General features: G+C 34.3%; 15 protein-coding genes. 1 reads left to right on the top strand and 14 read right to left on the bottom strand.

Going from position 1 to position 23037, the window contains the following annotated elements; genetic code table 11:
• Positions 1–49 precede the first annotated feature (49 nt).
• From ACFFIT_RS03950 to ACFFIT_RS03900, 11 genes are all read right to left on the bottom strand, one after another.
• Complete coding sequence (locus tag ACFFIT_RS03950) at positions 50–3499, bottom strand: ATP-binding protein (RefSeq protein WP_385876353.1); 3450 nt, start codon at positions 3497–3499, stop codon at positions 50–52.
• 144 nt (positions 3500–3643) lie between these two features.
• A complete protein-coding gene (locus tag ACFFIT_RS03945; protein ID WP_385876352.1) occupies positions 3644–4459 on the bottom strand; it encodes a DUF4194 domain-containing protein in 816 nt (271 codons plus the stop codon).
• 247 nt (positions 4460–4706) lie between these two features.
• Positions 4707–6167 carry a DUF3375 domain-containing protein gene (locus tag ACFFIT_RS03940; protein WP_385876351.1) on the bottom strand — a complete coding sequence of 487 codons (1461 nt, stop codon included), beginning with the start codon at positions 6165–6167 and terminating at the stop codon, positions 4707–4709.
• Positions 6168–6763: 596 nt separating this feature from the next.
• Entirely contained in the window at positions 6764–7801 is a 1038-nt protein-coding gene (locus ACFFIT_RS03935; RefSeq protein WP_385876350.1) for an ABC transporter ATP-binding protein, read from the bottom strand.
• Positions 7802–7875: 74 nt separating this feature from the next.
• Entirely contained in the window at positions 7876–8937 is a 1062-nt protein-coding gene (locus tag ACFFIT_RS03930; RefSeq protein WP_385876349.1) for an ABC transporter ATP-binding protein, read from the bottom strand.
• Positions 8938–9046: 109 nt separating this feature from the next.
• Entirely contained in the window at positions 9047–9889 is an 843-nt protein-coding gene (locus ACFFIT_RS03925; protein ID WP_385876348.1) for an ABC transporter permease, read from the bottom strand.
• Positions 9890–9938: 49 nt separating this feature from the next.
• Positions 9939–10886 carry an ABC transporter permease gene (locus ACFFIT_RS03920; RefSeq protein ID WP_385876347.1) on the bottom strand — a complete coding sequence of 316 codons (948 nt, stop codon included), beginning with the start codon at positions 10884–10886 and terminating at the stop codon, positions 9939–9941.
• A gap of 434 nt (positions 10887–11320) precedes the next feature.
• Positions 11321–12976, bottom strand: coding sequence for an ABC transporter substrate-binding protein (locus ACFFIT_RS03915; protein WP_385876346.1), 1656 nt, complete (start codon positions 12974–12976; stop codon positions 11321–11323).
• 527 nt (positions 12977–13503) lie between these two features.
• Complete coding sequence (locus ACFFIT_RS03910) at positions 13504–13689, bottom strand: hypothetical protein (protein ID WP_385876345.1); 186 nt, start codon at positions 13687–13689, stop codon at positions 13504–13506.
• A 379-nt stretch (positions 13690–14068) separates the two neighbouring features.
• Entirely contained in the window at positions 14069–15370 is a 1302-nt protein-coding gene (locus ACFFIT_RS03905; RefSeq protein ID WP_385876344.1) for a hypothetical protein, read from the bottom strand.
• A gap of 16 nt (positions 15371–15386) precedes the next feature.
• Complete coding sequence (locus ACFFIT_RS03900; protein WP_385876363.1) at positions 15387–15647, bottom strand: glycoside hydrolase family protein; 261 nt, start codon at positions 15645–15647, stop codon at positions 15387–15389.
• A 1081-nt stretch (positions 15648–16728) separates the two neighbouring features.
• Here ACFFIT_RS03900 and ACFFIT_RS03895 point away from each other — a divergent pair.
• Complete coding sequence (locus ACFFIT_RS03895; RefSeq protein ID WP_385876343.1) at positions 16729–18438, top strand: 5'-nucleotidase C-terminal domain-containing protein; 1710 nt, start codon at positions 16729–16731, stop codon at positions 18436–18438.
• Between the two features lie 1055 nt (positions 18439–19493).
• Here ACFFIT_RS03895 and ACFFIT_RS03890 read toward each other — a convergent pair.
• The 3 genes from ACFFIT_RS03890 to ACFFIT_RS03880 all read right to left on the bottom strand — a co-directional run bounded on the left by ACFFIT_RS03890 (position 19494) and on the right by ACFFIT_RS03880 (position 22993).
• Entirely contained in the window at positions 19494–20426 is a 933-nt protein-coding gene (locus ACFFIT_RS03890; protein ID WP_385876342.1) for a peptidylprolyl isomerase, read from the bottom strand.
• A gap of 4 nt (positions 20427–20430) precedes the next feature.
• Positions 20431–20907 (bottom strand): GNAT family N-acetyltransferase, encoded by a 477-nt coding sequence (locus ACFFIT_RS03885; protein WP_385876341.1) that lies wholly within the window; start codon positions 20905–20907, stop codon positions 20431–20433.
• Between the two features lie 139 nt (positions 20908–21046).
• Positions 21047–22993 carry an ABC transporter ATP-binding protein gene (locus ACFFIT_RS03880; protein ID WP_385876340.1) on the bottom strand — a complete coding sequence of 649 codons (1947 nt, stop codon included), beginning with the start codon at positions 22991–22993 and terminating at the stop codon, positions 21047–21049.
• Positions 22994–23037: the final 44 nt, after the last annotated feature.

The raw sequence follows: 23037 nt of genomic DNA, 5'->3' as shown, positions 1-23037 counted from the left end.
GCACATATCGTTACAAACACACAGTTTTAAACGAATACAGAGTTAAATTTTAAATGGATATGCCAAGTTTTTTAGCTTCTTCCAGTAATTCAGCTTCTCTTTTAGCAGCCAATTTTTCATCCATCTCTTGCCAAGTGACTTCACAGAGTCGACTCTCATGATTAATAGGACAACGCTCAGCAATCAATAGTGATCGTGCTGACTCACGTGCAAGGTTCAGGTTTTTAAAGGGAGTGATGAGATTGACATGAATATTTAAAGCTTTAAATACCCTTAATACTCTTCTACTTACCGTCTCCGCGGTGTTTGAAAAAGCTTCATCTAAAAAGACTGTTGAATAGACAGGTCTATCGTAATTAGAGGGTGTCAATACATACGCAAGACTAGCCGCTACAATAGTGCCTGCAAATGACTCTTTCTCCCCCCCTGATTTACCACTTGAAGATTCTAAAACGTCTCTTATTTGTTGCGTCTCTTTGTCTACTTCCTCAGCATAAAAAGACATTTGATGCCGTGGATCAAGTAATCTTAAACTTTCTAAAGTATGTGCAGTTGAATTTTGACTGGCTTTATCTAATATTTCTATTACATGCTTAAGCATCTGATAGCGTTTGTCATGATCGTCACTCGTGACTTGGCTAAGCACCAAACGAATCTTTTTATCAAATTCTATTACATGAGGATATTTTTCGCGTTTTGTCCCCAATCTTAAATAGCTTCCTTGTTTAAATTCTGTTTTTTGTAGAACTTCATTAATAATATCAATACGTTCTAAAATTTCTTCTCTTTCTGATTCAAGTTTAGTTTTTACCCGCGCTAGTGATTGTGTAGCATGTTTATTCAAACGTTCTTTAAATTGCTCAACTAAATTAGGTAATCCCTCGGATTTTAATTGTTCATAATGATCAAGATAATCACTAAGACCTTCAATCCCTATACCCCATTCAACGGTAAGGTGCTGCCATTTTTCTTTACCTCTAAACTTAGCCATAATGTCATTCGCAGACATTTGCGATTGATTTTTTTTATTACGCACTTTATCAAGTTCTTCATCTACTTTCCTTGAGATATCTGCTTGTTTTTGTCTATCAGACAACGTTATTTCACCAATCCTACTCTGTAGACGCGAGTAAATCTCTGAAGGGATATCGATTAAAGCAAGTGCTTTGAATTCATCAAGAGCTATTATTGCTTGTTTTTTACTGCTATCTAGAGCACCTTGTTTTTTTAAGTGTTCTGATTTTTGAATTAAAATCATCTGTAATTGTTCTTTAGCTTCTTCAAAACGGGCTTTAGCTTCACTAATCCCTCCTTTTGATGACTCTAAGATCTTAATATCACTTTGCAACGAATTTAACTTATCATGCCAATAAGGTGCATTAATCTCTTCCCATTTAAATTCTAGTAGTGAACGACATGATTGGACTCTACTCGTTAAATTATCTAAATGTTCCTTTTCTTCCTTCGCTTTTTTTTCTAATACAGTCAATTCAGTTTGTTTTATATTTTTTTCATTAATAAGGGAATTAAGAATAGATTTATTAGAAAACCCTAATCCCCAAGCGCGTTTATCATTGATGTTACGCTGATCTTTTTTCTCATAGCGTCCCTTTTCGTGATGAACCAAACCTTCAATCGTCATTGAGTGAGGGGTAATATCTAATACTTCTACTGAATCAACACAATGTAAGTCAAATTTCACTAAAAATTGTTTAAGCCATTCACGGTAATTATGCGACTTAAAAGTCATTTTTGTTAAAAAGCCATCCCTTAGAAACTCAGTTTGATTGGCTAACCCATCAAGCCGAACGACCTGTAATCGCACATGTAATCCTGTATGGTGTCTATTAAGCCATTTTGTGACTAAAGAATAGACCTCTTGACTAACAAGTAAGGTTGTTTTAACTCCCCCTAAAGCACGCTCAATAGCACCTTGCCAAGGCCTTTCTTCATCTTTTATATCAATTAACTCTCCTACGAAAGGTAAAGTATCCACGTTAATTGACAGATGATCGCTAATTTCATCACGCATTTTTTGATATCTTAAATCGATATTCGAATCGGGCCTTGCACTGACTTCTTCTATATCTTTTGTTAATTGTTTTATCGCATCATCTAGGTGCTTGATGTGACTTCGCATATCAAGAAAAACTTCATCTTGTGCATTAAGTTCTTTTTCTAATTGAATTTTTTTATCTGTGAGTAATTTTAAATTGTCATCAAAAATAGCTTGCTCTAAACTTGGCTCAATTTCAAGCGTGGCGCATAATTTTTGGTACAAGGAGGCCGTTTTAACAACTTGATTCAGTTTATCTTGAGTAAAATCAAGTTCTCTTTTTAGGGCTTCTATTTTACCACCACCTAGGTTCAAGTAGGCTTCATGTCTTGATTCAATTAAAGCATTCGCATCTTTTTCTTGAGTGTCTAAATTTTGCAACTCTCTTGCTAAAATATTCAATTCCTCTTCTAATGCGGAGAGTTTGTTTTGCCACAACTGCATTAAGGTTTTTGCAAAATAAACACTAACACCTTCTTTTTCTTCTTGCAACAACGTTAATTGCTTATCCGTTTCTTGAATGGTAGCAGCAAATATGGGTAACCTAGCAAGGTGTTCTGTTTGTTCTCGAGCGTCAGTCAGTTTTTCGTGAGTAGCGACTAAGTCAGCAAACTCTTCAACAACTTTTATTGCGTCTTGCCTAACACTACTAGGTTCAAGCACAAGTTCTCTTATTAATTTAGTTAAGTCATCAATCTTCTTTAAACCTAATGCTCTTGATAAAAGAGCAGGAGCATTTTGGTTTTCCATATGTAATACTTTTCTATAGAGGGTTTGGTATTCATTAAAATTATTATCACAATCTGTAATAGCATCATCACTACGTAAAAATTGCTTAAGCTGCCGAATATTACTATCATCAAATAAATTAAGTACTTCGGTTAACTCAACATTTCTTCTTGCAACGCAATATATGCGTTTGACTTCAGATAAAGAGTTGCTTGCGCTTGTCGTCCAAAAAAGAGCCAATAAAGTCAATTGTAAACCATCATCGCACGTATACATGGCCCTTAAGCCCGTCACTACCCCTTTTTCACGCTTACTTTTAATTCGAGTCGTGCCACCATCATGCTCAGTACCAAAACTTCCTCTCATATAAGAGAGTAAACTTCTATCTGATTTATCTCCTTGTGCAGCTGCAACATTAAATGTAGCTCGGCCAGCAGGCAAAAGTAATGCCATGAGTCCATCAATAAGTGTAGATTTACCTGCACCATTATCCCCTGTAATAAGTGTTCCTTCCTTATCTATTTTTGCAGTATGCAATCCATGAAACGATCCCCAATTATAAACCGACAGTTCATCTAGTCTGACTTGATTTGGGATTTGCTTGGTTTCAATGAATCTAGTTACAGATGTTTGCGATACTCGATCTTGCAAATTTTTGTCATCATTGAAATCAAACAAACTTGATGGCTCACCAGGGAATTTAAGATCTGTCACATTAACTTCCTTTGTTCCGTTAGTTTAAAAAACGTTAAATTATCGAAGCTATATTTCAAATAGCCTACTTAGTTATCTTGGAGAGGGGAATATAAGCATTCTCACTGAAAAGTATTAACTTGCAGAAATAGCTTATTTATAAATTTATTCCTCAGTTTTTTCTTTCGCTAAACTCTCATACTCACTGAGTAAGGTTGTCAAAAAATTAGCACTCACTACATATCTTATCAAAGGGGTTAATTCAAAGCGATCTTCACTGCCCCTGACTGCAGAGAGTAATTTTCTTTTCTTGAACTCATTAAGTCTTGCCATCAATTTTTTTCTCTCTAAAGAAGCATGCTCAGTGATTGGCATAAACGGGACAAGATAAGACTCTAATCGTTCAATATCAATAATAATTTTTTGTTCACCTGCGGTCTCGCGTTCTTGATAATGCTTTCTGAGTACAAGTAATATTAAGGTATCTATTAAAGTGAGGGGGCGTTTGGTAATAAGTGAACGGGTATTTGCTGAATCGTCCTCAGATTCAACAACATTTTCATCCGCTTCGCAGATTTCTTGCGAGGTAAACTCACTCTCTTTAGTGGCAATAAAAGCAATCCCATTCGCTTCATCTAGTATTAATTGCAAATAGACATCAGCTAAGTGCTGGCGAATAAAAAAGATATAACGACAGATCACTGCAAATACTTTGGGATTTTGTGAAGCGAGCACCACTCCCTGTCTCATTAAATAGACCAATGCTTGACGGGCTTCGTGAGGTATCTTTGGACTCCCATCAGATAAATTTATTTCATTGGTTATTGATTCTTTATTAAGTGAATTCTCTTCATCCTCTGTGTGCTCTTTATGAGCGTAAGAATCTAAAATTGCATCATAATTTGAATCTTTTAAATCATGCGATTCATCCTTCCTGTTTCGGTTTTGCAGTATTTGATCATAAAAACTATTATTATTCATCTTTTTTCTCTATGGTTATTTTATTTAACCTTTTCTAAAACTTCATCCTGTATTGATTTATTGATTTATTGATTTATTGATTTATTGATTTATTGATTTATTGATTTATTGATTTTTACCTTAGCCCGTTTTTTCTATGTGCTTACTTTATTACCGTATTTTGATGTTTAATTTGTCCATTTGATTTCTTATTTAAGTTTAAAAAGAACTGTTAGGTATTAAAATATAGGCATTTAAATATACCTATTTAAATGCCTAATTCGTCTAAATCATCAGGAAATAAGTCTTCTGATACCAAAATAACTGGCACTTTGGCTTCTATCATCAAACCATGTCTATCTTTTACAAGCACAGATTCTTTTTCATTTAGCTCTACAGCATTTAAAGCTTTTGCAATTCTAAGATAAGCAACCAGTTCTTCAAGGCCTGCTCGAATGGGGTTTTCAATAATTAATTGACCAATTGATGTAGGCCCTTTGTTTTTTAGGTTCGTCTTAATACGCTCAGCAATTTTTCTAATTTGTACTGTTTCTAAAGTCTCTAATACAAATTCACTTGGGGTTCTGCTATTAATATTCTCTTCAATACTATTTAATGCCAATTTATCATCAAGTGTTCTTAATCTAAAACTTTCTGGCGAATTGATTTCTAATGGGCCTACTGATAATGTTAAATTGAGTTCTGTCTTTAAATCTATACCTTGATCTCTTAATTTCAGTCCATTACGCTCAAGGGCATGAAGTAATCTGTCAACAGTTTTATTTTCAAGCGCAGCACCACTTTCGATATAAGATCGTAATCCTTCCTCGGTGCGACGTCTGACATTAAATACCCTGTCACTCTCACGGGTTAATTCACGCATAAGCTGCGCTAAAAATTGGGTATTACTAGGCGGAAGTGTTTTCGCAATCGGATGAGATAAGATCATTTTTAATTGCTCACGGAATTCAAGCTCTCTATTTTGATCGCATAACAATTGATAGAAACCTTCAAAAGCACTGCCCGCCTCACTATTGGCAAGAATTGCCTCCTTCTCCATCATATTAAGAATGACTTCTCCACGGGAAGAGTTACCTTCAACAATTTGCACACGAAGAGATTTATCTAATTGGCGTATTTCATCTTCAACTCGTCTAAAATCCCCAGTTAAAACAGAGGCTAATTGATAAATTTCACGAATGCTCTCTTTTTGTTCTCTATCAGTAAGGGGTATATAATTCCCAGATTTAATCTTATGGATTTCTTGTTCTATCGATTTCTTTTTACGTTCTAATAATTCAATCTTGTCATCGATATTCGGACTCATCGCTGCGGCAAGATCTCTTACCGCCTCTTGGACAATACGTAAATGTGAAGCTGACGTTCCTGTTCCTCTATCATCAAGATTTTTACAAAACCTTAGGGCAAGTTCACTCGAATCAGTTTTAGTCAGAGTATCATCCATTTCTCTAAGCCAGCCACTTCGAATCCATTGATTAAGGTAACTCCCAGCGCTTGTATCTGTGGTCCATATTCCTAATTCACGACTCTGCTTAAGCTCTTCTTCTAAAAGAATCTTAGCTTGCCCATAGGTCACTTCAGTATTTTCTTTAAAAAGAACAGAGATAAAAGCCAATACATATGGCGCATTGTCTGTCCTTAGCAAACGCCAAGCAGCATGCTCATGATGCAACCTTTTGTATTTAGCTTGAAATCCGTGAAAACTCACTTTTACCTCTCTTCAAGTATGTATTTGTGCTTAATTTTTGCATTTCAACTTGTTCTGCTAATGCCATTACCATGTATTACGATACATTATAGTAATTTATAGATTTTTCTGAACCATATCAATGGTAAAAAACAATAAACACTGTTCACCTGAGTTTATCCTATTATACACTTTTTCATTAACTTGATTTTATTAAAAGAGAATTTAACTAAAAATAAAAATGAATCTCCTTATAGCCATGAGGGAGAGGAAGTACCCAGTAAGCCCGTTGAAACTGATTGAAATAAGTCCATTTGTCAGTTTAAAAAAATCAACAGTATTTATTTTTTGTTTAAGTGATTTATTGCCTGGTTTAAATATTATAAATCATGCATTCAACAACGAAGGAATTTTGTACTTTTTCTAATTTTACAGAGAGTAAACCACAAAAAATCATTAGTAAAGTATTTTGATGCTCGCCTATTCGAATTAAAGCTATATCCTTGATCGACAAAGATGCTTGACAAGTTACGTGATAGCATTAACTCACTATCTACTCTTTTTTATTTATTTATTGAGTTTTTCTTAGCATAATCAGTGTAAATTGAAACTATTTTTTAAGAATAAAGATGGCAGCTGACCTTGTGACTTGAATTTATTTGAATTTGTTTGGGTTCTACAGATAAACATTTAGGCGTTGCGTGCGGACATCGACTTGCAAATAGGCATCCTTTTGAAACATTAGTTTTTGCATCCTGATTATTATTTGAAATATCAAGAGCTTTAGGCTCAGCTATCTTTATTCCTTCTTCAAATACTGGTGGATTTTTGATATCCTCGTTGAAATTGGGTACTTTAGGAGTAGAGTTTAATAGCATTTGAGTGTAGGGATGCAATGGACTAGTATATAATTCCTCGCACGTTCCCGTTTCCACTAGCGCGCCTAAAAACATTACGCCTATATGGTGTGAAATATGCCTGATCATATCAAGATCGTGTGCTATAAATAGATAAGTTATTCCAAACTCTTTTTGTAAATCTTGCAGCAGATTCACCACTTGCGCCTGAACTGAAACATCCAGAGCAGAAAGTGGTTCATCACAAACAATAAATTTAGGTTTTACCGCTAAAGCTCTAGCAATTGAAATTCGTTGTCTCTGTCCTCCACTAAATTCATGCGGGTATCGACTGAGGTGCATACTTTGTAGCCCCACTTTTTCTAGCAAAGAGACTATATACTCTTTTCGTTCTATTTTACTATTAATCCCTTGATACATATCATGAATTTGTAATGATTCTCCAACTAACTGCTCTACAGTCATATTAGGATTAAGGGATGAAAGAGGATCTTGAAATATACTCTGCATCTCTTTTCTAAAAGGCTTTAACTCTTTTTCACTCAACTTTGCAATATCTTTTCCTTGAAACAGAATTTGGCCACTAGTAGGCTTATAAAGTCTAAGTAAAGTTCTTCCTAAAGTAGACTTTCCACACCCAGATTCACCAACTAAGCCAAATGTTTCCCCTTCATTGATTGAGAATTGCATATTTTTCACGGCATGGAGCACAGTTTTACCTTTAAAGAAGCCGGTTGAGTTTACGAAATGTGTATTTAACTGTTTGATTTCTACAAGAGGCTTAGCTCTATTTTGCATCGACTTTTTCCCTATTTTTTTATCAATTTTTGCCTTTCATTAAAAAAACACCAATCTTAGCCGCAAAACTTAAACTAAAAATGCCAACAATGCACTTGGTGCGTTTCACTAAGTGTTGTCAACAATGGCATTTGCGTACAAACTGAAGTGGCTTTTGGGCATCTTGCCATAAACGGGCAACCTGGCGGAGGATTAATTAAACTAGGTGGCGTACCTTCTATGCTGAATAACCTTTTTTTCTCACTCTCTATCTTAGATGATTCAGATGAAGAAATATTACTTATAGTTGGCATAGATTGCAATAAACCTAGTGTGTATGGGTGTTTAGCATTTGTGAAAATTTCCTTTGCCGTACCTGTTTCCATCACTAATCCGCCATACATCACCATAATTCTATCGCAAAGTGAAGAAACAAGAGCCAAATCGTGGGTGATGAATAAAATTGCCGTTCCCGTTTCTGAACGTAATTGTCTAAGTAAATCCACTATTTGGGCCTGAATGGTGACGTCAAGAGCAGTAGTCGGTTCATCTGCAATCAATAAAGCAGGTTCACAACTTAATGCCATGGCAATCATTACTCTTTGTCTCATCCCACCACTCAGTTGATGAGGATAATAATTAATTTTTTCTTCCGCCCCTCTTATTCCGACTTTCTCGAGAAGGCTTATAGCCTTTTCCCTTGCCTCATGCTTTGATAATTTTTGATGTCTCTTAATAATTTCAACCATCTGCTGACCAATTTTATACACTGGATTTAAAGAACTCATAGGATCTTGAAAAATCATCGCAATTTGATTTCCTCGAATTTTCCTAAGTGCGTATTCATCTAAATCCATTAAATTAAAGTCTTGAAAATGTATTTCACCTTTTTTAATCTTACCAGGGGAAGAAATCAATCTTAATAGGGATTTTGCTGTAACAGATTTACCTGAACCAGACTCGCCAACTATCCCTAATATTTCCCTAGAGTCTAGTGTAAAACTAATTCCTCTTAGCCCCTCTAGTTCACCGGCTTTAGTGTAAAAAGACGTAGTGAGTTCCTTAACAGATAAAAGAGGTTTTACTAGGGTATTTGACGCGTTTAAAGAAACATTTTCACCCTTCTCATTTCTAATCACTGTGGTATTTAAAGTCATTAAGTTGTCCATTTTCTTATATTGCTTAATTCGCTTACTCACTTAGATATATCAAGTGGGTAAGTTTACTTCAGGCACTCTGCTGTAGAGTATGTCTAAAACAAGATAATCAGGATCGCGTTTTAGGATCGAATGCTTGGCGTAAAAGATCACCAAGCATATTAAAAGACAAAACAGTCAATAAAATTAACATGCCGGGGAAAAGTCCAAGATAAGGCGCACGATTTATATCGCTTCTCGCATCATTTAACATGCTCCCCCAAGAAGCATTAGGCGCTTGGACGCCAAGACCTAAAAAACTTAACGCAGACTCCATCATAATGGCACCGGCAATTGAAATCGTAGCAGCTACTATCATCGTTGGAAAAACATTAGGTATAATATGTTTGAGGATAATCATCATTGCACTTTGCCCTGAGGCTTTAGCATATAAAACATACTCCCGCTCTTTCAAAGTGAGCGTTTCAGCTCTTATTAAACGTGCAATATTCATCCAACTTAATGCACCTATAATGATAATAACTGTCATGATGCTGGGTTTAAGATAAGCATTTAAAAGCAACATCAAGAAAAAAGAGGGAATCGAAAGTAAAGCATCCACTAAACGCATTAGTATACTGTCTATTATTCCAGAAAAGTAGCCGGCTAATGTACCTATCAAGGTCCCTAAAGAAACCGAAATGAGCATAGACAAGAATCCAACTAACAAAGAAATCCTGCCACCATAAAGCGCTCTTGTGAAATAGTCTCGTCCATATTTATCTGTACCAAACCAATGAGTGGTATTTGGTGAAATATAACGTTCTTTTACAATTCCTAGATTAGGATCAAATGGACTTAAAAAAGCCAATGCGCAAGCTATAAAAAATACAATCAATACTATAAGAGACCATTTTGCGGCACTTTGCAGCTTTAAGTGTTCTATAATATTTTTAAAGGCTATACTTCCCATGATTTATCCTTAACTTGACTTTCATCTGACATAACCAAATACATAAGGTTCACTTTAATTTAATACGTGGATCTACATAGGCATAAAGAATATCTGCCAATAAATTTCCTAAAATAAGTGCCATCGAAGAAAATAATGTAATGGCCATTATTAATGGAAAATCTAAAGAAAACACTGCCTCTATCCCTAAACTTCCCATACCAGGCCAAGAAAAGATTGTCTCCGTAATAAACGCACCTGCTATCAGTTCTGGTAATGACATACCTGCCAAAGTAATAAGAGGTAACAGCGTGTTTTTTAGTACATGCCGCCAAAGAATACTTCTAGGAGAAGCACCATAGGCTAATTGAACTTGAACATATTCCGAATTTAATTGAGATAATGCATGAGATCGAATATAACGACTAAAAACAGAAACATGCAAGAAAACTAATCCGATGCAAGGCAAAATCATATGCTTAATCACATCCCAGGTTGAATCGACTCCCATACTGCGCATGCCTAAACTCGGTAACCAATTAAGATAGGAGGAAAAGAAATAACTAAGCATAATCGCAAACCAAAAAAGGGGGATTGATAACCCCACATATGAAAAAAGACTTAAACTTCTATCTAGCCAACTGTTTGGATTAGCAGCACTTATCAATGCCAAAGGTATCGCTATTAGAATAGAAATAACAAAGGAGGTTCCCATGAGCAATAATGTAGCAGGCAAGCGTTCTGTAATGAGTGTCAACACAGGTCTATGCTTAGTCAATGAGTATCCCCATTCACCTTGTAACATATTGGTCAACCAGCGCCAATACTGTATATGCAGTGGTTGATCTAATCCTAAGTCAATACGAATTCTCTCTAGTGTTTGTGCATCCATACCCGGTAAGGCATAGGCTAAGATAGGATCACCTGGCGCGAGTTTAATCATAAAAAAAGAGACGAAACTTATAAAAAATAGTAAAGGTATCGCCTGATAAATTCTATTTAATAAAAAAACAATCAATTTTTCTCCCTAATCATTCCTCAATGAACAAATATCTATTCAAAATTCATTATAATTTTATTACGTTAACTGTTATTTATTAAAAATGCCAGTATGTGTCTTTTATGCACTTTTATGCTGTATAAAATTGTTTTAATTGTGCTTATTAAAACAAAATACTAAAGTAAAAATTCAAGAATAAATATTCAATGTACAAAATTTGATGCGAAATAATCTCTATTAATCATTTCAATCGTGATGCTTTATATTCGCCTAAAAAAAAGCAAAAGAAGACTTACTAACCCACAAATAAATTAAGATATGAGTAAAACAGGGAAAAGAGTCAACCCTCTATTTTACTCATCGACTCTTTTAAATAGTCGCTCCATAAACCTTTTTAGCGCTAATTATCTGTATTTAAAAATTAATGGCTATGGAATAGTGACCGTAATTAACTACGACTTACTATCTTTAATAAGATAAATTTTACTCAAATCTCTAAATAAGAATACAGGTTTAGGCATTGCTTCTTCAAGCCCACCAAACTTTTTATCAACCGCAATAATTGCTTTATCATATGTAATAGGATAAACAGTCATTTCTTCCATGATGTGCGCTTGAATTTTTTGATAAATTTCTTGTCTTTTAGCAGGTTCTAATGTCGATGCCCCTGCTTTCCATAACTCATCTAATTCTTTACTTTTATAATGTGAATAGTTATAAGGTGCATCACTTAGATAAAGAGTTTTATATGCATCGGGCTCTTGTCCCATGATATATCCACCAAAACTTATATCATAGGCTGTGTTATTAGGATCTAAGGACATTTGTCCATATGCAGCTAAATCCAGCGGCTGTAACTTGATATCAATTCCAATATTCTTTAATTGCTGCTGTAAATAAATAGCTTGTGATTCTTGATAGGGAATGGTGTTGACATAAGCCATCTTAAATGAAGGAGCATTAATACCTGAGTTTTGTACTAACTCTTTTGCTTTATCAATATTAAAGTCATATTGGTCTGTGGGAATAGACTTATATAGTGTATCAGGCGTAAAAATTGAGGTACCAGGCAGTGCAAAATCCAAAGAATCATATGCGACGGTTAACATATCTTCTTTATTAATCGCATAAGCGATTGCTTGACGAATGGCTTTATTTTGTAAATCTGGAGTATTTAAATTAAAAACCATATAATTTAAACGCCCTTCTGGATAAATAACCATATTAAATTGATTCAGTTCATTCAATTTACTGTATTCAACAGCATCAATTTTACGCATATTTAGCTCACCATTTTGAAGCGCTATATTGGCATTATTTGGATCTTTCGCGATACGATAAATAACTGAATCTAGATATGCAGGCCCAAGGAGATAATCGTCAAAACGAACCAATTTTACATACTCACCAGGCTTATAAGAATCAAACTTAAAAGGACCTGATCCAATGGGCTTTTGATTGTGTTCACTCAATTGAATATCAACTTCGTTTTGATAAACATGTGATGGGATAGGAAAAGCTAAAGAAAGCATTGCTTCAAATGCTGCAGATGTTTCAGGCAGAGTGTATTGAACGGTTAAATTATCAATTTTCTTAACTGTCAATGGTTTATCATTAAAGACAAAATAAAATCTTTTAGAACTTTTTTGCTTTTCATCTAATATTGCGTTCATGGTAAAAACAAGATCATCAGCAACAATCGGTTTACCATCATGCCATTTAAGGCCCTCTTTTAAACGTACAGTATACGTTAAATTATCGTCTGAATGTTCTATACTTTCAGCAAGTACGTATGTTTTACTTCCATCAGGCTCTATATAAAATAATGGTGAATTAAGTGATTGATTTATTGTTAAAGTCACCCTGTCATTTGCATATAATGCATTCATAACCCGAGGATCATCTTGCACCGCTATGATAAGATTACCTCCAGGAGTTGGATTAGCATCCCCAGCCACATTTTTTGCAGCCTGCTCTTCGGTAGGTGCCGCGGGCTTTGAATTTTCATTTTGTGCAGCACTAGATTGACCATCACACCCAACCATAAAAAATGGCACCAAAAGCCAAAGACTCAAATTAGACCATTTACTCTTAAATTGTTGCTTCATTCTCCGCCCCTAATCTCTTTAATTTTAAATAAATAGTTTTATTACATACTCACTACAATCAGCCAAACTCTAAGAGTAAAAAATAAAAAAAACTTTTACCAATAACTAAAATGAATGACCTATAGCAATAGGTTATATATTTGAAAAAATATGCTATTCCTAGAAAAAGGGATGACATCACAAAGCCCATTCATTATATTTTAACTCCATTTTTTCATTAAAAAACTGAATGTTACATCTAACTAATAAAAATTTGGAATGATAAAACCTCGACTAAAGAAAACCATACATAGACACAGGAGAGGTATCTTATAAAAAAATCTATTTTCGCGCTCACTCAATTATTTTTAATCTGTTTCAAATGAATTTCATAGTCGAATTTAGAGGATAAAGCCTCTCTAATGCACATAATATGCCTATTTAATTCATTCCAATAAGTAAGATCATTATTTGCACCTATAATATGCTTAAGCCACATAAGTAAGGACTTCTAAATTAATGCTACCATTACTCAATAATCTAACAGATTATTGAATTGGATGTTTGCTATCGAGACCTTTTGCTTGTGCAAGTCCTTTTCCAATTAAGTGAACAGCAAGATAACCATTTTTAATCACTTCTGTTACTGCATTTGATAATGATGAAATTCGTTTAGCATGTAAATCACTAGAAAATATTTCTGCAGTAAAATTGAAAATGGTTTCATTATTCATATTAGCCTCTAAAAAATGTTTTTAATATGCCATAACGAACCGTAATATATTGACTTCGAAAGAATTAAATGAGAGAGTTTTTGAAGGGTAGAATAGTACACTAGCGTCTTGTGATAACTATCCTAATCTATAGGGCTAACATCTAACGATTTAAATCGCCTTTTAACCCTAGTATTACCAAAACATTACTTAAATATTACTGCTAGGGCTGATTTAATAGCTGCTCTTCTCTACCTATACTTTGGGGACTTCCACAATCTTAAGTACAGCATGCCAACCTCCTCATAATTGACTTCAAAACATTCCACCATGTATTTACATCCCCTCAAATGTATTTCTCTTTGTATGACTCATCTGCATAAAAAAATACAATCACTGGTCAAGGCGTGTACTCCAAGGCATTAAAATAACTTTTAAATGTTGTTTTATTGTTCTTCTCACTAAAAAAAAATTTATCTGATGTTGAAGCGGATCCTATCATGATAGTGAGCTCATGAGCATTTTTCCATATATAACTAAGTGAGTATTCATTCAGTTCATCCTTAATATTAAAAATTTTATTTTCATTTAGCTTAATGTCTTCAGGAAACTTGATAAGTTGTTTTTCGGCTGCAAAATCTCTGTATGACTCCAATAAAGGCTTATCAATTTTACAACTAGATGCAAATGATAAATCCATCTTTAAATCATTTATGTAATAACGACAAAATCTTTTCTGAACATCATCAAATTCAAATTTGACCCCATAAAGATTTTCAGATAACTTAGGGTCGTTCCAAGGCCATTGTTTAGATATCGAAGTACCATCCTGATAAATGGTCACATTATCAATTATCCATGTGTCTAATAATTGTTCACCATGACTCAAACTTACGATTAAATTCGCTCCATCTAAAGTAAAGTCAATGTTATTCTCACCAGGTATAAATTGCATAACTGGTTTAGGAGATTCATACTGTGTGGTAGCAAATACAACATAAATTGAATCTTGCGCCTCTTTTTCAATTAATAAGACTGTATATTCTGTTTTTTTCTCAGGGTGATAAAAAGTCTGATAAAGTTTGTGCGAGGGATAGCGTTCATAGCATTCGTCCGTCTCTATTTCATAGTAATGACATAAATATGGGTAGCTACTAGGTAAAATATTGATTTTCTGTGATATTGCGGGTAAATTCAATAAAGGCGCCAACTTATATTTAACAGTCAACAAACCATAATTAAATAGTAAGTTTTCATTATATATGTATATATTCCCTGCCGTAAACGGGGTAATCTGACATTCTGTAGCATCTTTTAGGAAAAGATACTCTATTGGGCTATCATTATTAACATCAACAGAAGCTGATTTAAAAAAATCTTTCCTTTCTGCTATGCTTTTTTCATCTATTAATTGAATTTGACCATTAATTAATTCTTGATCTAATCTATTAGACATTAATTTATATTGCTTCTTACACTTATCGCTGAGTAACGCATTTTTTTCTGTTAACGTAATCGGTCGTTGGGCAAAATAATTAGACACTCCTTCAATATCAACGCCACCCCAGGCAGATAAAAGTTCTTTATCTTCTGGTTTTACCCTTATGCTATCAAATACCCAATAACGGTCATCAGCCACAACTACAGATGGGATCGCATATAAAAATAACAACAGTAGCATACTGATTTTAATATTATTCATAAAAACTCCAATGATTTTAAGAAATACCATGTAGAAACATGTTATTTTTTTCTTTACGGCGATTAACTAAACCACTTGTATTGCCATTTATTATATCTAAAAACTCATAAGCAGCAGCTTCATAGTTGCTATTTTTTAGATTTTTAAGCAGCTTAGGAGCCTTATTGTTACTTAAAAAATAAAGCTCAGTGTTAAATAATAAGCTAGCTAATGGATAAAATTCATGTTGGAATAACTTAACATCTAATGCTCTAACAGCCTTTAAGGTTGTAAGGATATCGTCATCAAAAAAGAATAAGCCTGTAAGGTGGTTATTTGTCCATCATTATTTAATGATACTTATTCTATCACCTCTTAATGAGTGTCCAAAATAAGTATACCAGTACAGCTCTCTGGCCGCATGAGCTCTAGCCGCTTCATTTCTCCTGTTTCCAAATGCGAGATAATGCCCCTGTATATTATTAGTACCTGGCTAGTGATATTCAGGCAATTCTAATGACCAATAAAATTTATGATTATAATCATCATACTGGAGTTTAATATTTAAAGAAAATATAATATCGGATAACCTATCAGATGTTTAAAATTGCTCTAAAAATTGAATTGGATATAAATACCATAAATCCTTCAGTGTGTTTAATGCTGGGGCTTGCTTTATCCAAATCAATTGTTTGATTAACGATCCCTTACCCTCAGCAAAAGATTTATCTGTTTGTTTAATCCATTTATCTGTTTTTTCCCAAATAGGTTCATTATACTGATAATACTATTCGCTGGGAAGCTATCAAGCATTAGTCAAGATGTCCAATATTAGTTAAAAAAATATACCGACCAGCTTGATGTTTTTGGTTTTTTTATACTAAACACTGATGGATTTCAATCAATATTTATTTGTAGAATAACGTGATCTTAAACACAGCTAAGAGTGACAATCCAACGCATAAAAAAACACATGTATAAGATAAAAAGGGAAAGTCGCTTGTCATTGCCAGCCATCGGTCAGTTCGTAATCAAAACAATTTATTTTTCATGCACATAATATTTTTTAAGAAGACTTCAATAGTATCCATATTTTAAGAATATCGTTGAGAATAGATAGCTAACAATTAACAATTAACAATTAACAATTAACAATTGTTGTTTTCCCTATTATCTTTAACTTTTGTTTTATCTATTCTTTATTCTGTCTCAATGTGACTGATCAAATTATTTAAAGAGATAAAAGTAATTTCAATTTATCCTTCCTAGCTTATATATGGTATTATAGCTTATTGTTTATAATTAATTTGAATACAGGCTAATGTCATTTAGTAATACCTTTATTCGTTGTTCATACATCAAATCTGATAAATCATGCAATGCTATTAAATAAAAAAAATCTTCGTCGTTATTATGCGGCTATCTTCATTGGATTTAACTTGTTACCCAATACTGGCATGTCTTATGAAAAAGATAAAACATATAATATAACCATACTTCATACCAATGACCATCACGGTGCATTTTGGGAAGATTATAATGAGGGAACAGGAATCTCAGCAAGGATGACATTGATTGAGTCAATTAGAAAAGAGGTGCTGAATAATGGTGGAGAAGTACTATTATTAGATGCAGGTGACATTAATACAGGTGATGCTCGTTCTGAAGTTTTATTTGCTGAACCTGATATCAAAGGCATGAATCTAATTGGATATGACGCTATGGTCATTGGTGATCATGAATTTGATAACCCTCTGCCTATATTAAAACAGCAAGCAAGTTGGGCTAAATTTCCATTTATCTCTGCAAATATTTATGAAAAAAATACTGATAATCGCCTTTTTAAACCTTTCACATTACTAAAAAAATCCGATTTAAACATAGCCGTTATTGGATTAAGTACAGAGAACATTACCCGATTTAACCATATAGAACATATTGACAATATAGATGTCAGACCACCTGAAAAGGAAACATTGAAAGTCATCAATCAACTAGAGCAATTGCAAATACCTGACATTACAATAGGGCTTAGTCATTTAGGATATGACCAATCAGTAAAAAGCACCTCAAAAGCTTCAGATGATGTCTCGTTAGCAAATAAATTACCAAAGGGTACTTTTGATTTAATCATTGGAGGACATTCACATCATACTATTTGTATACCCTCAATTTATCAATATAGAAAAATCAATAAAAACACTCTAGCAAATTGCCTTCCCCATTATCAAAATGGCACATGGATTATGCAAGCTGGAGACTCAGGTAAGTATGTTGGTCGAGCAGATTTTGAATATTTAAACGGAGAAATCAAATTGGTTCACTATGAATTAATCCCTGTTAATATTAGATATCAATACAGAGGACCAACTGATGAGGTCTATATAGAAAACATAGGTGCACAGATTTCCCCTTCTAAAACCATGCTAGAATTGTTAAAACCCTATAATGAAATTGCTAATAATAAAATTGTAAATGATAGGGTCGGTTTTGTTGATAAAAGGCTATCAACCACTGTTGTAAATTATGATGAAAATTATGAAAGTAAAAAAACACGTCTATATGAATTATTAATGGCGGCTATAATTGAAAAAACAGCAGCTGATTTGGCAATTATAGGCCCAGAAAGCACATCAGAGTCTATTCCTTCAGGTAAAATTACATATTTACAAATTCTAAAATCATTAAGATATTATCCTTTCATAGAGTATGATCTGAGCAATAAAGACGCAAATAAAGTTGTTTTTATTGATTTAAAGGGATATGAATTAAAAAAATATATTCAAAAAATGTATAACAAATCATTCCAGACCAACGTAACATTTGATATCAATAATGATTCAAGTCTTAGCAATATAAAAATTAAAAATATTCCTTTAGATGAAAACAAAACTTATCGTTTAGCCACATTAAAGCTATATTCGCTAGGTTTGTTCGGTTACCCTAGAATATACGATCATGAAAATTTCATGGAAACTCAATTTTTAAGTAGCTTCGTCTTTAATGAGTATATAAAAAAGCATACACCAATTAAAGCAGATGATTATCGACCTTCAATTAATACTAATTTAAATAATAAAAAGAGTTAGTTATTATCCAAGCAAATTGGGAATTTTTTAACTCCTTAAAGTGGATTATAGAAAATCTTATCTTCAATTTGCCTATTGGAAACATATTCAAGTGCCTTTGTTCATTATCTTAGTGCTAGTAATAATTTGTTCAAAATCGATACCCAAACTCTTAATGCAGGTCAGCTGAATTACAGGACTGAAGATTCAATCCCACATTAATGAAACAGGCTATCTTCATAACTGTTGGGTAAAAACAAGCACATATGTAATTTAATGTTTTCTATATTATGGACACCGAAAAACAATCCTTCCGAAATGAATGCTTTGATAGACGCAGGAAGGCTGACAGAATTGGTCGCCTATGAAGCCGTTTGTTTTATTGCGATTTCAGTTTACAACATCAAACCCAAATATGGCTGCTTTCAAGAGCTATTTAATTGCGTTGTACAGTTCTACTTCCCTGTTGGGATAAAAGACTTCGTAGCCCATAGTCTAGGCACGATTGAGTTCCTGATTCTCATCATAAAAGAACTCCCTGACCTGCTCCCAAAGCTTCCATAAAACTGAAACGTTCAATACCATCATCAAGTAAAAATCAATGACTCTAATACTAGTAAATTAAATCAAAGTAAATTGTATTAATCATAGTAAAGTACTACAAAACAAGAAGATACAGCCCATAAGGAAAATGATATATTAATAAAATGTAACTAGTGCTTGACTCGTAGCCAATTTTTAGTTGCTGCGATTAATAAGAATTAAATCATGAAAAATGCCCTTACCGAATTTAAGTATTTAGCAGGGCAAATACTTAAATCTCTGAATAATCCGATGCCTATTCATCATCAAAATATTTAACGATTAATCAAATGACTTGAACGAAGCTTGGATAACTAAGTATGCATAATAATTACTTAAATTAGTTCTGCGAAAAAAATAAAGTGATCAGACTAATTAGGTAGACTTTAAGCTGTTTTATCAACTAACATATAAATAAAAAAAACCACAATGGTGGATGTGTTTTAAGGCAGTATTTCCTATCTAAATGCTGCCTTACTTTTATCTAAGAAACCTTATTTCAAATGCGCTTGTTGTTCTCTAACCGGCACTGATATATTGCATAAATCGATATGTCCTGCAGGTCTCGCATAAAAATCATCTACGCGATTTCTTTTCGCTTCGACAATCTCTTTGAAAATTTCACTGTTTGTATGTAATATTTCTACATTCACTTGTTGCTCGGCCTTAAGATCTGTTCCCAGTCTTATCCATTCTATAGGAGTATACTCCTCGGGTGTTTTATAAATACCAACCACCCCGGTACCTCGCTTTAATCCACTTAGGAATTCAGCACCTTGAATCACTCGACCTACAGAGGTGATATTTAAATCAATTTGGCGAGGAGACTGTCCTATCACCATATACAGCTCTGCGCCTGTGCTGCTGTCTTTCGCTGAAAATCTACCTGCTCCTAGCATCCCATAGCAATGCGTTAACCACATGGTATTATTTTTAGGATCTTTACCCACGGCAAACCCTTTAGAAAATCCAACTTGAGGTGCCCATCCATCTACGTCAGGCAGTTTCGAAAATTCAACATCTATTGATGAACGCTCAAATTCTGCAGGCAATTTTTCTCGTGCACTACCCAATGGTTTTACATTTGGTCCTTCTCTTGATTCCATAGCCATAGGATCACCAAATTGAGCAACAAAGTTATCATGTACTCGATAAACACTGAGTTTATCCCAATACTTTTCTTTGGCTAATAACTTAATATTACTTACATGCTCTGGTGCAAATTCTGGCGCTAATTCAAAAATAACCATCCCCTGGGGCAACTTCATATAAAGTAAATTATCCTGATCTGGAATTCGCCAATCCTTTGGAGTTGATTTTGCTAAAATTTCCTCTGCAGAGGGAGTTACTGCGTGCAATGCAAGACTTGTTAATAAATGACTTGCAGCAAAGGTAAGAAAAAAGATTTTTTTTAGTTTACTTGGCATAGGTTTATTCCTTATTAAATAGTCGCTTAAATAAAATGATTTTGTCATCTTGTTCATCATAAAAATCAGGGATCTGCCCAGTAATTTGGTAACCTAATTTTTGGTAGAAACTCCTCGCATGTTCAAATTCTGGCATACTCGATGTTTCTATAATGAGCAATCGTGCGTTATTCGCTTGAAGATATTGTTCAATAAATGTAATCAATTGACTGCCTATTGATTTATTTTGCCAAGATTTTAGTACCGCTATTAATAATAAATTCCAAGTTTGGTTTGTCATCATTTCTGGAATGGCATAGGCTACAGCGATAATTTCGTTGAATTCATTACAAACAACGAACCATTTGTCATTAGATGTCTTTTCAAAATAATTAGCAGTCATCTCAACTAAAGCTTCAGATGGAAACAATTGATTATCATCGACAATCAAAGCTACAGAGACTAAATCTTCTCTTTCTAGACTTCTTATTCTTACCTGCATTAAATTTCCTTTTTTTAAATTGAAGATATTAGTTAATGAAATTTGAAATAAAGTCCATCACTAATATTTAGAATGTACCATGCAAAATTTCTTGGTGATAGCATCTGCACAAACTCACATAAGAAAACAAACTACTATTCTATGATTGAGCTACAAAATGGTTATCCGCCATTTGTATTAATGGATAATATACTGGCTTATAATCAATAGGATAAAGTCTACTTGGGATATCTTCGGTCGATAAATTTCGCTCTATCCTTTTTCTAGGATCTGCAACAGGAACTGCCGACAATAATTTTTTAGTATAGGGATGAACTGGATTTTCAAAAATGGCTTGCCGCGTTCCTAATTCTACGATTTGACCTAGATATAACACTGCCACTCGATGGCTTATTTGCTCTACAACCGCCATGTCATGGCTAATAAACAAATAAGATATGCCTTCTTCGATTTGTAGTTTCATAAATAACTCAATAATTTGAGCTTGAATAGAAACATCTAATGCTGAAAGTGCTTCGTCCGCTATGATCACTTTGGGTTCTGATGCTAACGCCCTAGCAATGCAAATTCTTTGTCGTTGGCCCCCCGAAAATTGATGAGGATATCTTTTGGCTGTGTCTGGACTTAATCCGACTTTTTCCAGCAGTGTTGCAACTTTGTCATCTATGGCTTTTTTATTGGTTAATAGCTTGTGAGTTATTATGGGCTCTGCGATGCTAAACCCAATGGTTTTTCTTGGATCGAGTGACGAGAATGGGTCCTGGAAAATATATTGAACCCTCTGTCTTAATTGATGCTTTTGGGCTGGTGTCATCCCAGAAATTGGCTGGCCTTCGTAAAATATATCTCCTTTAGTCGGCATCAACAGTTGTTGAATGGTTCTGCCGATGCAGGTTTTTCCAGATCCTGATTCACCAACTAGCGATAGAGTCTCTCCTGGGTAAATATCAAAACTGACATTTTCCACAGCATGAACACGATGCGTCGTTTTTCCATACCAATTATGTTTGACATCAAAATGTGATACCAAGTTTTTTACTGAGATAAGTGGTTGTTGTGTATAATCGACTGCTGGACAGATCAAAAGAGAAGCGGGTGAACTTGAGCTAAGCCCAGAGACAACAGTGTCTACCTTTGCAATTGAATAATCATCTTGCGCTTTAGAAAGTCTTTGAGAAAGTTGCATCTCATCATAAAAAACCTGTTGAATAACTTTTTGTGGTAATTCTATACCTGTCATATTCCCAAGCTTAGGAACAGCACTCAGTAAATGCTGAGTATATTCAGCTTTAGGGGCATCAAACAAAGTCGCAACATCAGCTGTTTCAATATGTTTACCTTGACGCATAACGACTACATCATCTGCGATTTCAGCCACAACCCCCATATCGTGTGTGATAAAGATCATTCCCATACCTAACTCATTTTGTAGGTTTTTCATGATACTTAATATCTGCGCCTGTATGGTTACATCAAGTGCAGTGGTTGGTTCATCGGCTATCATCAATTTTGGACTGCACGCTAACGACATGGCTATCATAACTCTTTGGCGCATTCCACCTGATAATTGATGTGGATAACGTTTAATCAACTGTGCAACATCTGGTAAACGAACTAACGTCAACAACTCTATCGCACGCTTAAAAGCTTGGCTATAGGTCATATTCTCATGTAAAATAAGTGTTTCTGCTAACTGATCACCTATTGTGAAAACTGGATTCAACGACGTCATAGGCTCTTGGAAAATCATTGAGATCTCTTTACCTCGAATTTTACGCATTTGAGATTCTGTTGCTTGAATTAAATCAATCTCTCCTTGCGCACTATGATATATCATTTTACCTTGGGTAATTTTCCCATGCAGATGCCCTATAAGGCGCATGATACTCAATGAAGTCATCGATTTGCCTGAACCCGATTCCCCCACAATTGCCGTTGTTTTTCCTGAATTCACCACAAAACTTAACCCATCAACTACTGTATTTTGTCCAAAACTGACAGACAAATCACTGACTGATAAAACTGGCTGAATCAGAGAGTGGGACTTATCACTCTTGCTAGTTACTGATTGATATGAAGTTGTCATGTCTACGCCTTTTATATCTTCACGAATATATTATGGTCAAGTAC

This window comes from Thorsellia kenyensis (genome assembly GCF_042432445.1).
GTDB lineage: Bacteria > Pseudomonadota > Gammaproteobacteria > Enterobacterales > Thorselliaceae > Thorsellia > Thorsellia kenyensis.
Note: the sequence above shows the minus strand (reverse complement) of the source record. Positions and strands in the feature narration are given on the sequence as shown.

Excerpts from the sequence above, each read along its gene's own strand:
- ACFFIT_RS03945 (WP_385876352.1), bottom strand. The coding sequence starts at position 4,459 with ATGAATAATAATAGTTTTTATGATCAAATACTGCAAAACCGAAACAGG.
- ACFFIT_RS03935 (WP_385876350.1), bottom strand. The coding sequence starts at position 7,801 with ATGCAAAATAGAGCTAAGCCTCTTGTAGAAATCAAACAGTTAAATACA.
- ACFFIT_RS03930 (WP_385876349.1), bottom strand. The coding sequence starts at position 8,937 with ATGACTTTAAATACCACAGTGATTAGAAATGAGAAGGGTGAAAATGTT.
- ACFFIT_RS03925 (WP_385876348.1), bottom strand. The coding sequence starts at position 9,889 with ATGGGAAGTATAGCCTTTAAAAATATTATAGAACACTTAAAGCTGCAA.
- ACFFIT_RS03915 (WP_385876346.1), bottom strand. The coding sequence starts at position 12,976 with ATGAAGCAACAATTTAAGAGTAAATGGTCTAATTTGAGTCTTTGGCTT.
- ACFFIT_RS03910 (WP_385876345.1), bottom strand. The coding sequence starts at position 13,689 with ATGAATAATGAAACCATTTTCAATTTTACTGCAGAAATATTTTCTAGT.
- ACFFIT_RS03905 (WP_385876344.1), bottom strand. The coding sequence starts at position 15,370 with ATGAATAATATTAAAATCAGTATGCTACTGTTGTTATTTTTATATGCG.
- ACFFIT_RS03895 (WP_385876343.1), top strand. The coding sequence starts at position 16,729 with ATGCTATTAAATAAAAAAAATCTTCGTCGTTATTATGCGGCTATCTTC.
- ACFFIT_RS03890 (WP_385876342.1), bottom strand. The coding sequence starts at position 20,426 with ATGCCAAGTAAACTAAAAAAAATCTTTTTTCTTACCTTTGCTGCAAGT.
- ACFFIT_RS03885 (WP_385876341.1), bottom strand. The coding sequence starts at position 20,907 with ATGCAGGTAAGAATAAGAAGTCTAGAAAGAGAAGATTTAGTCTCTGTA.
- ACFFIT_RS03880 (WP_385876340.1), bottom strand. The coding sequence starts at position 22,993 with ATGACAACTTCATATCAATCAGTAACTAGCAAGAGTGATAAGTCCCAC.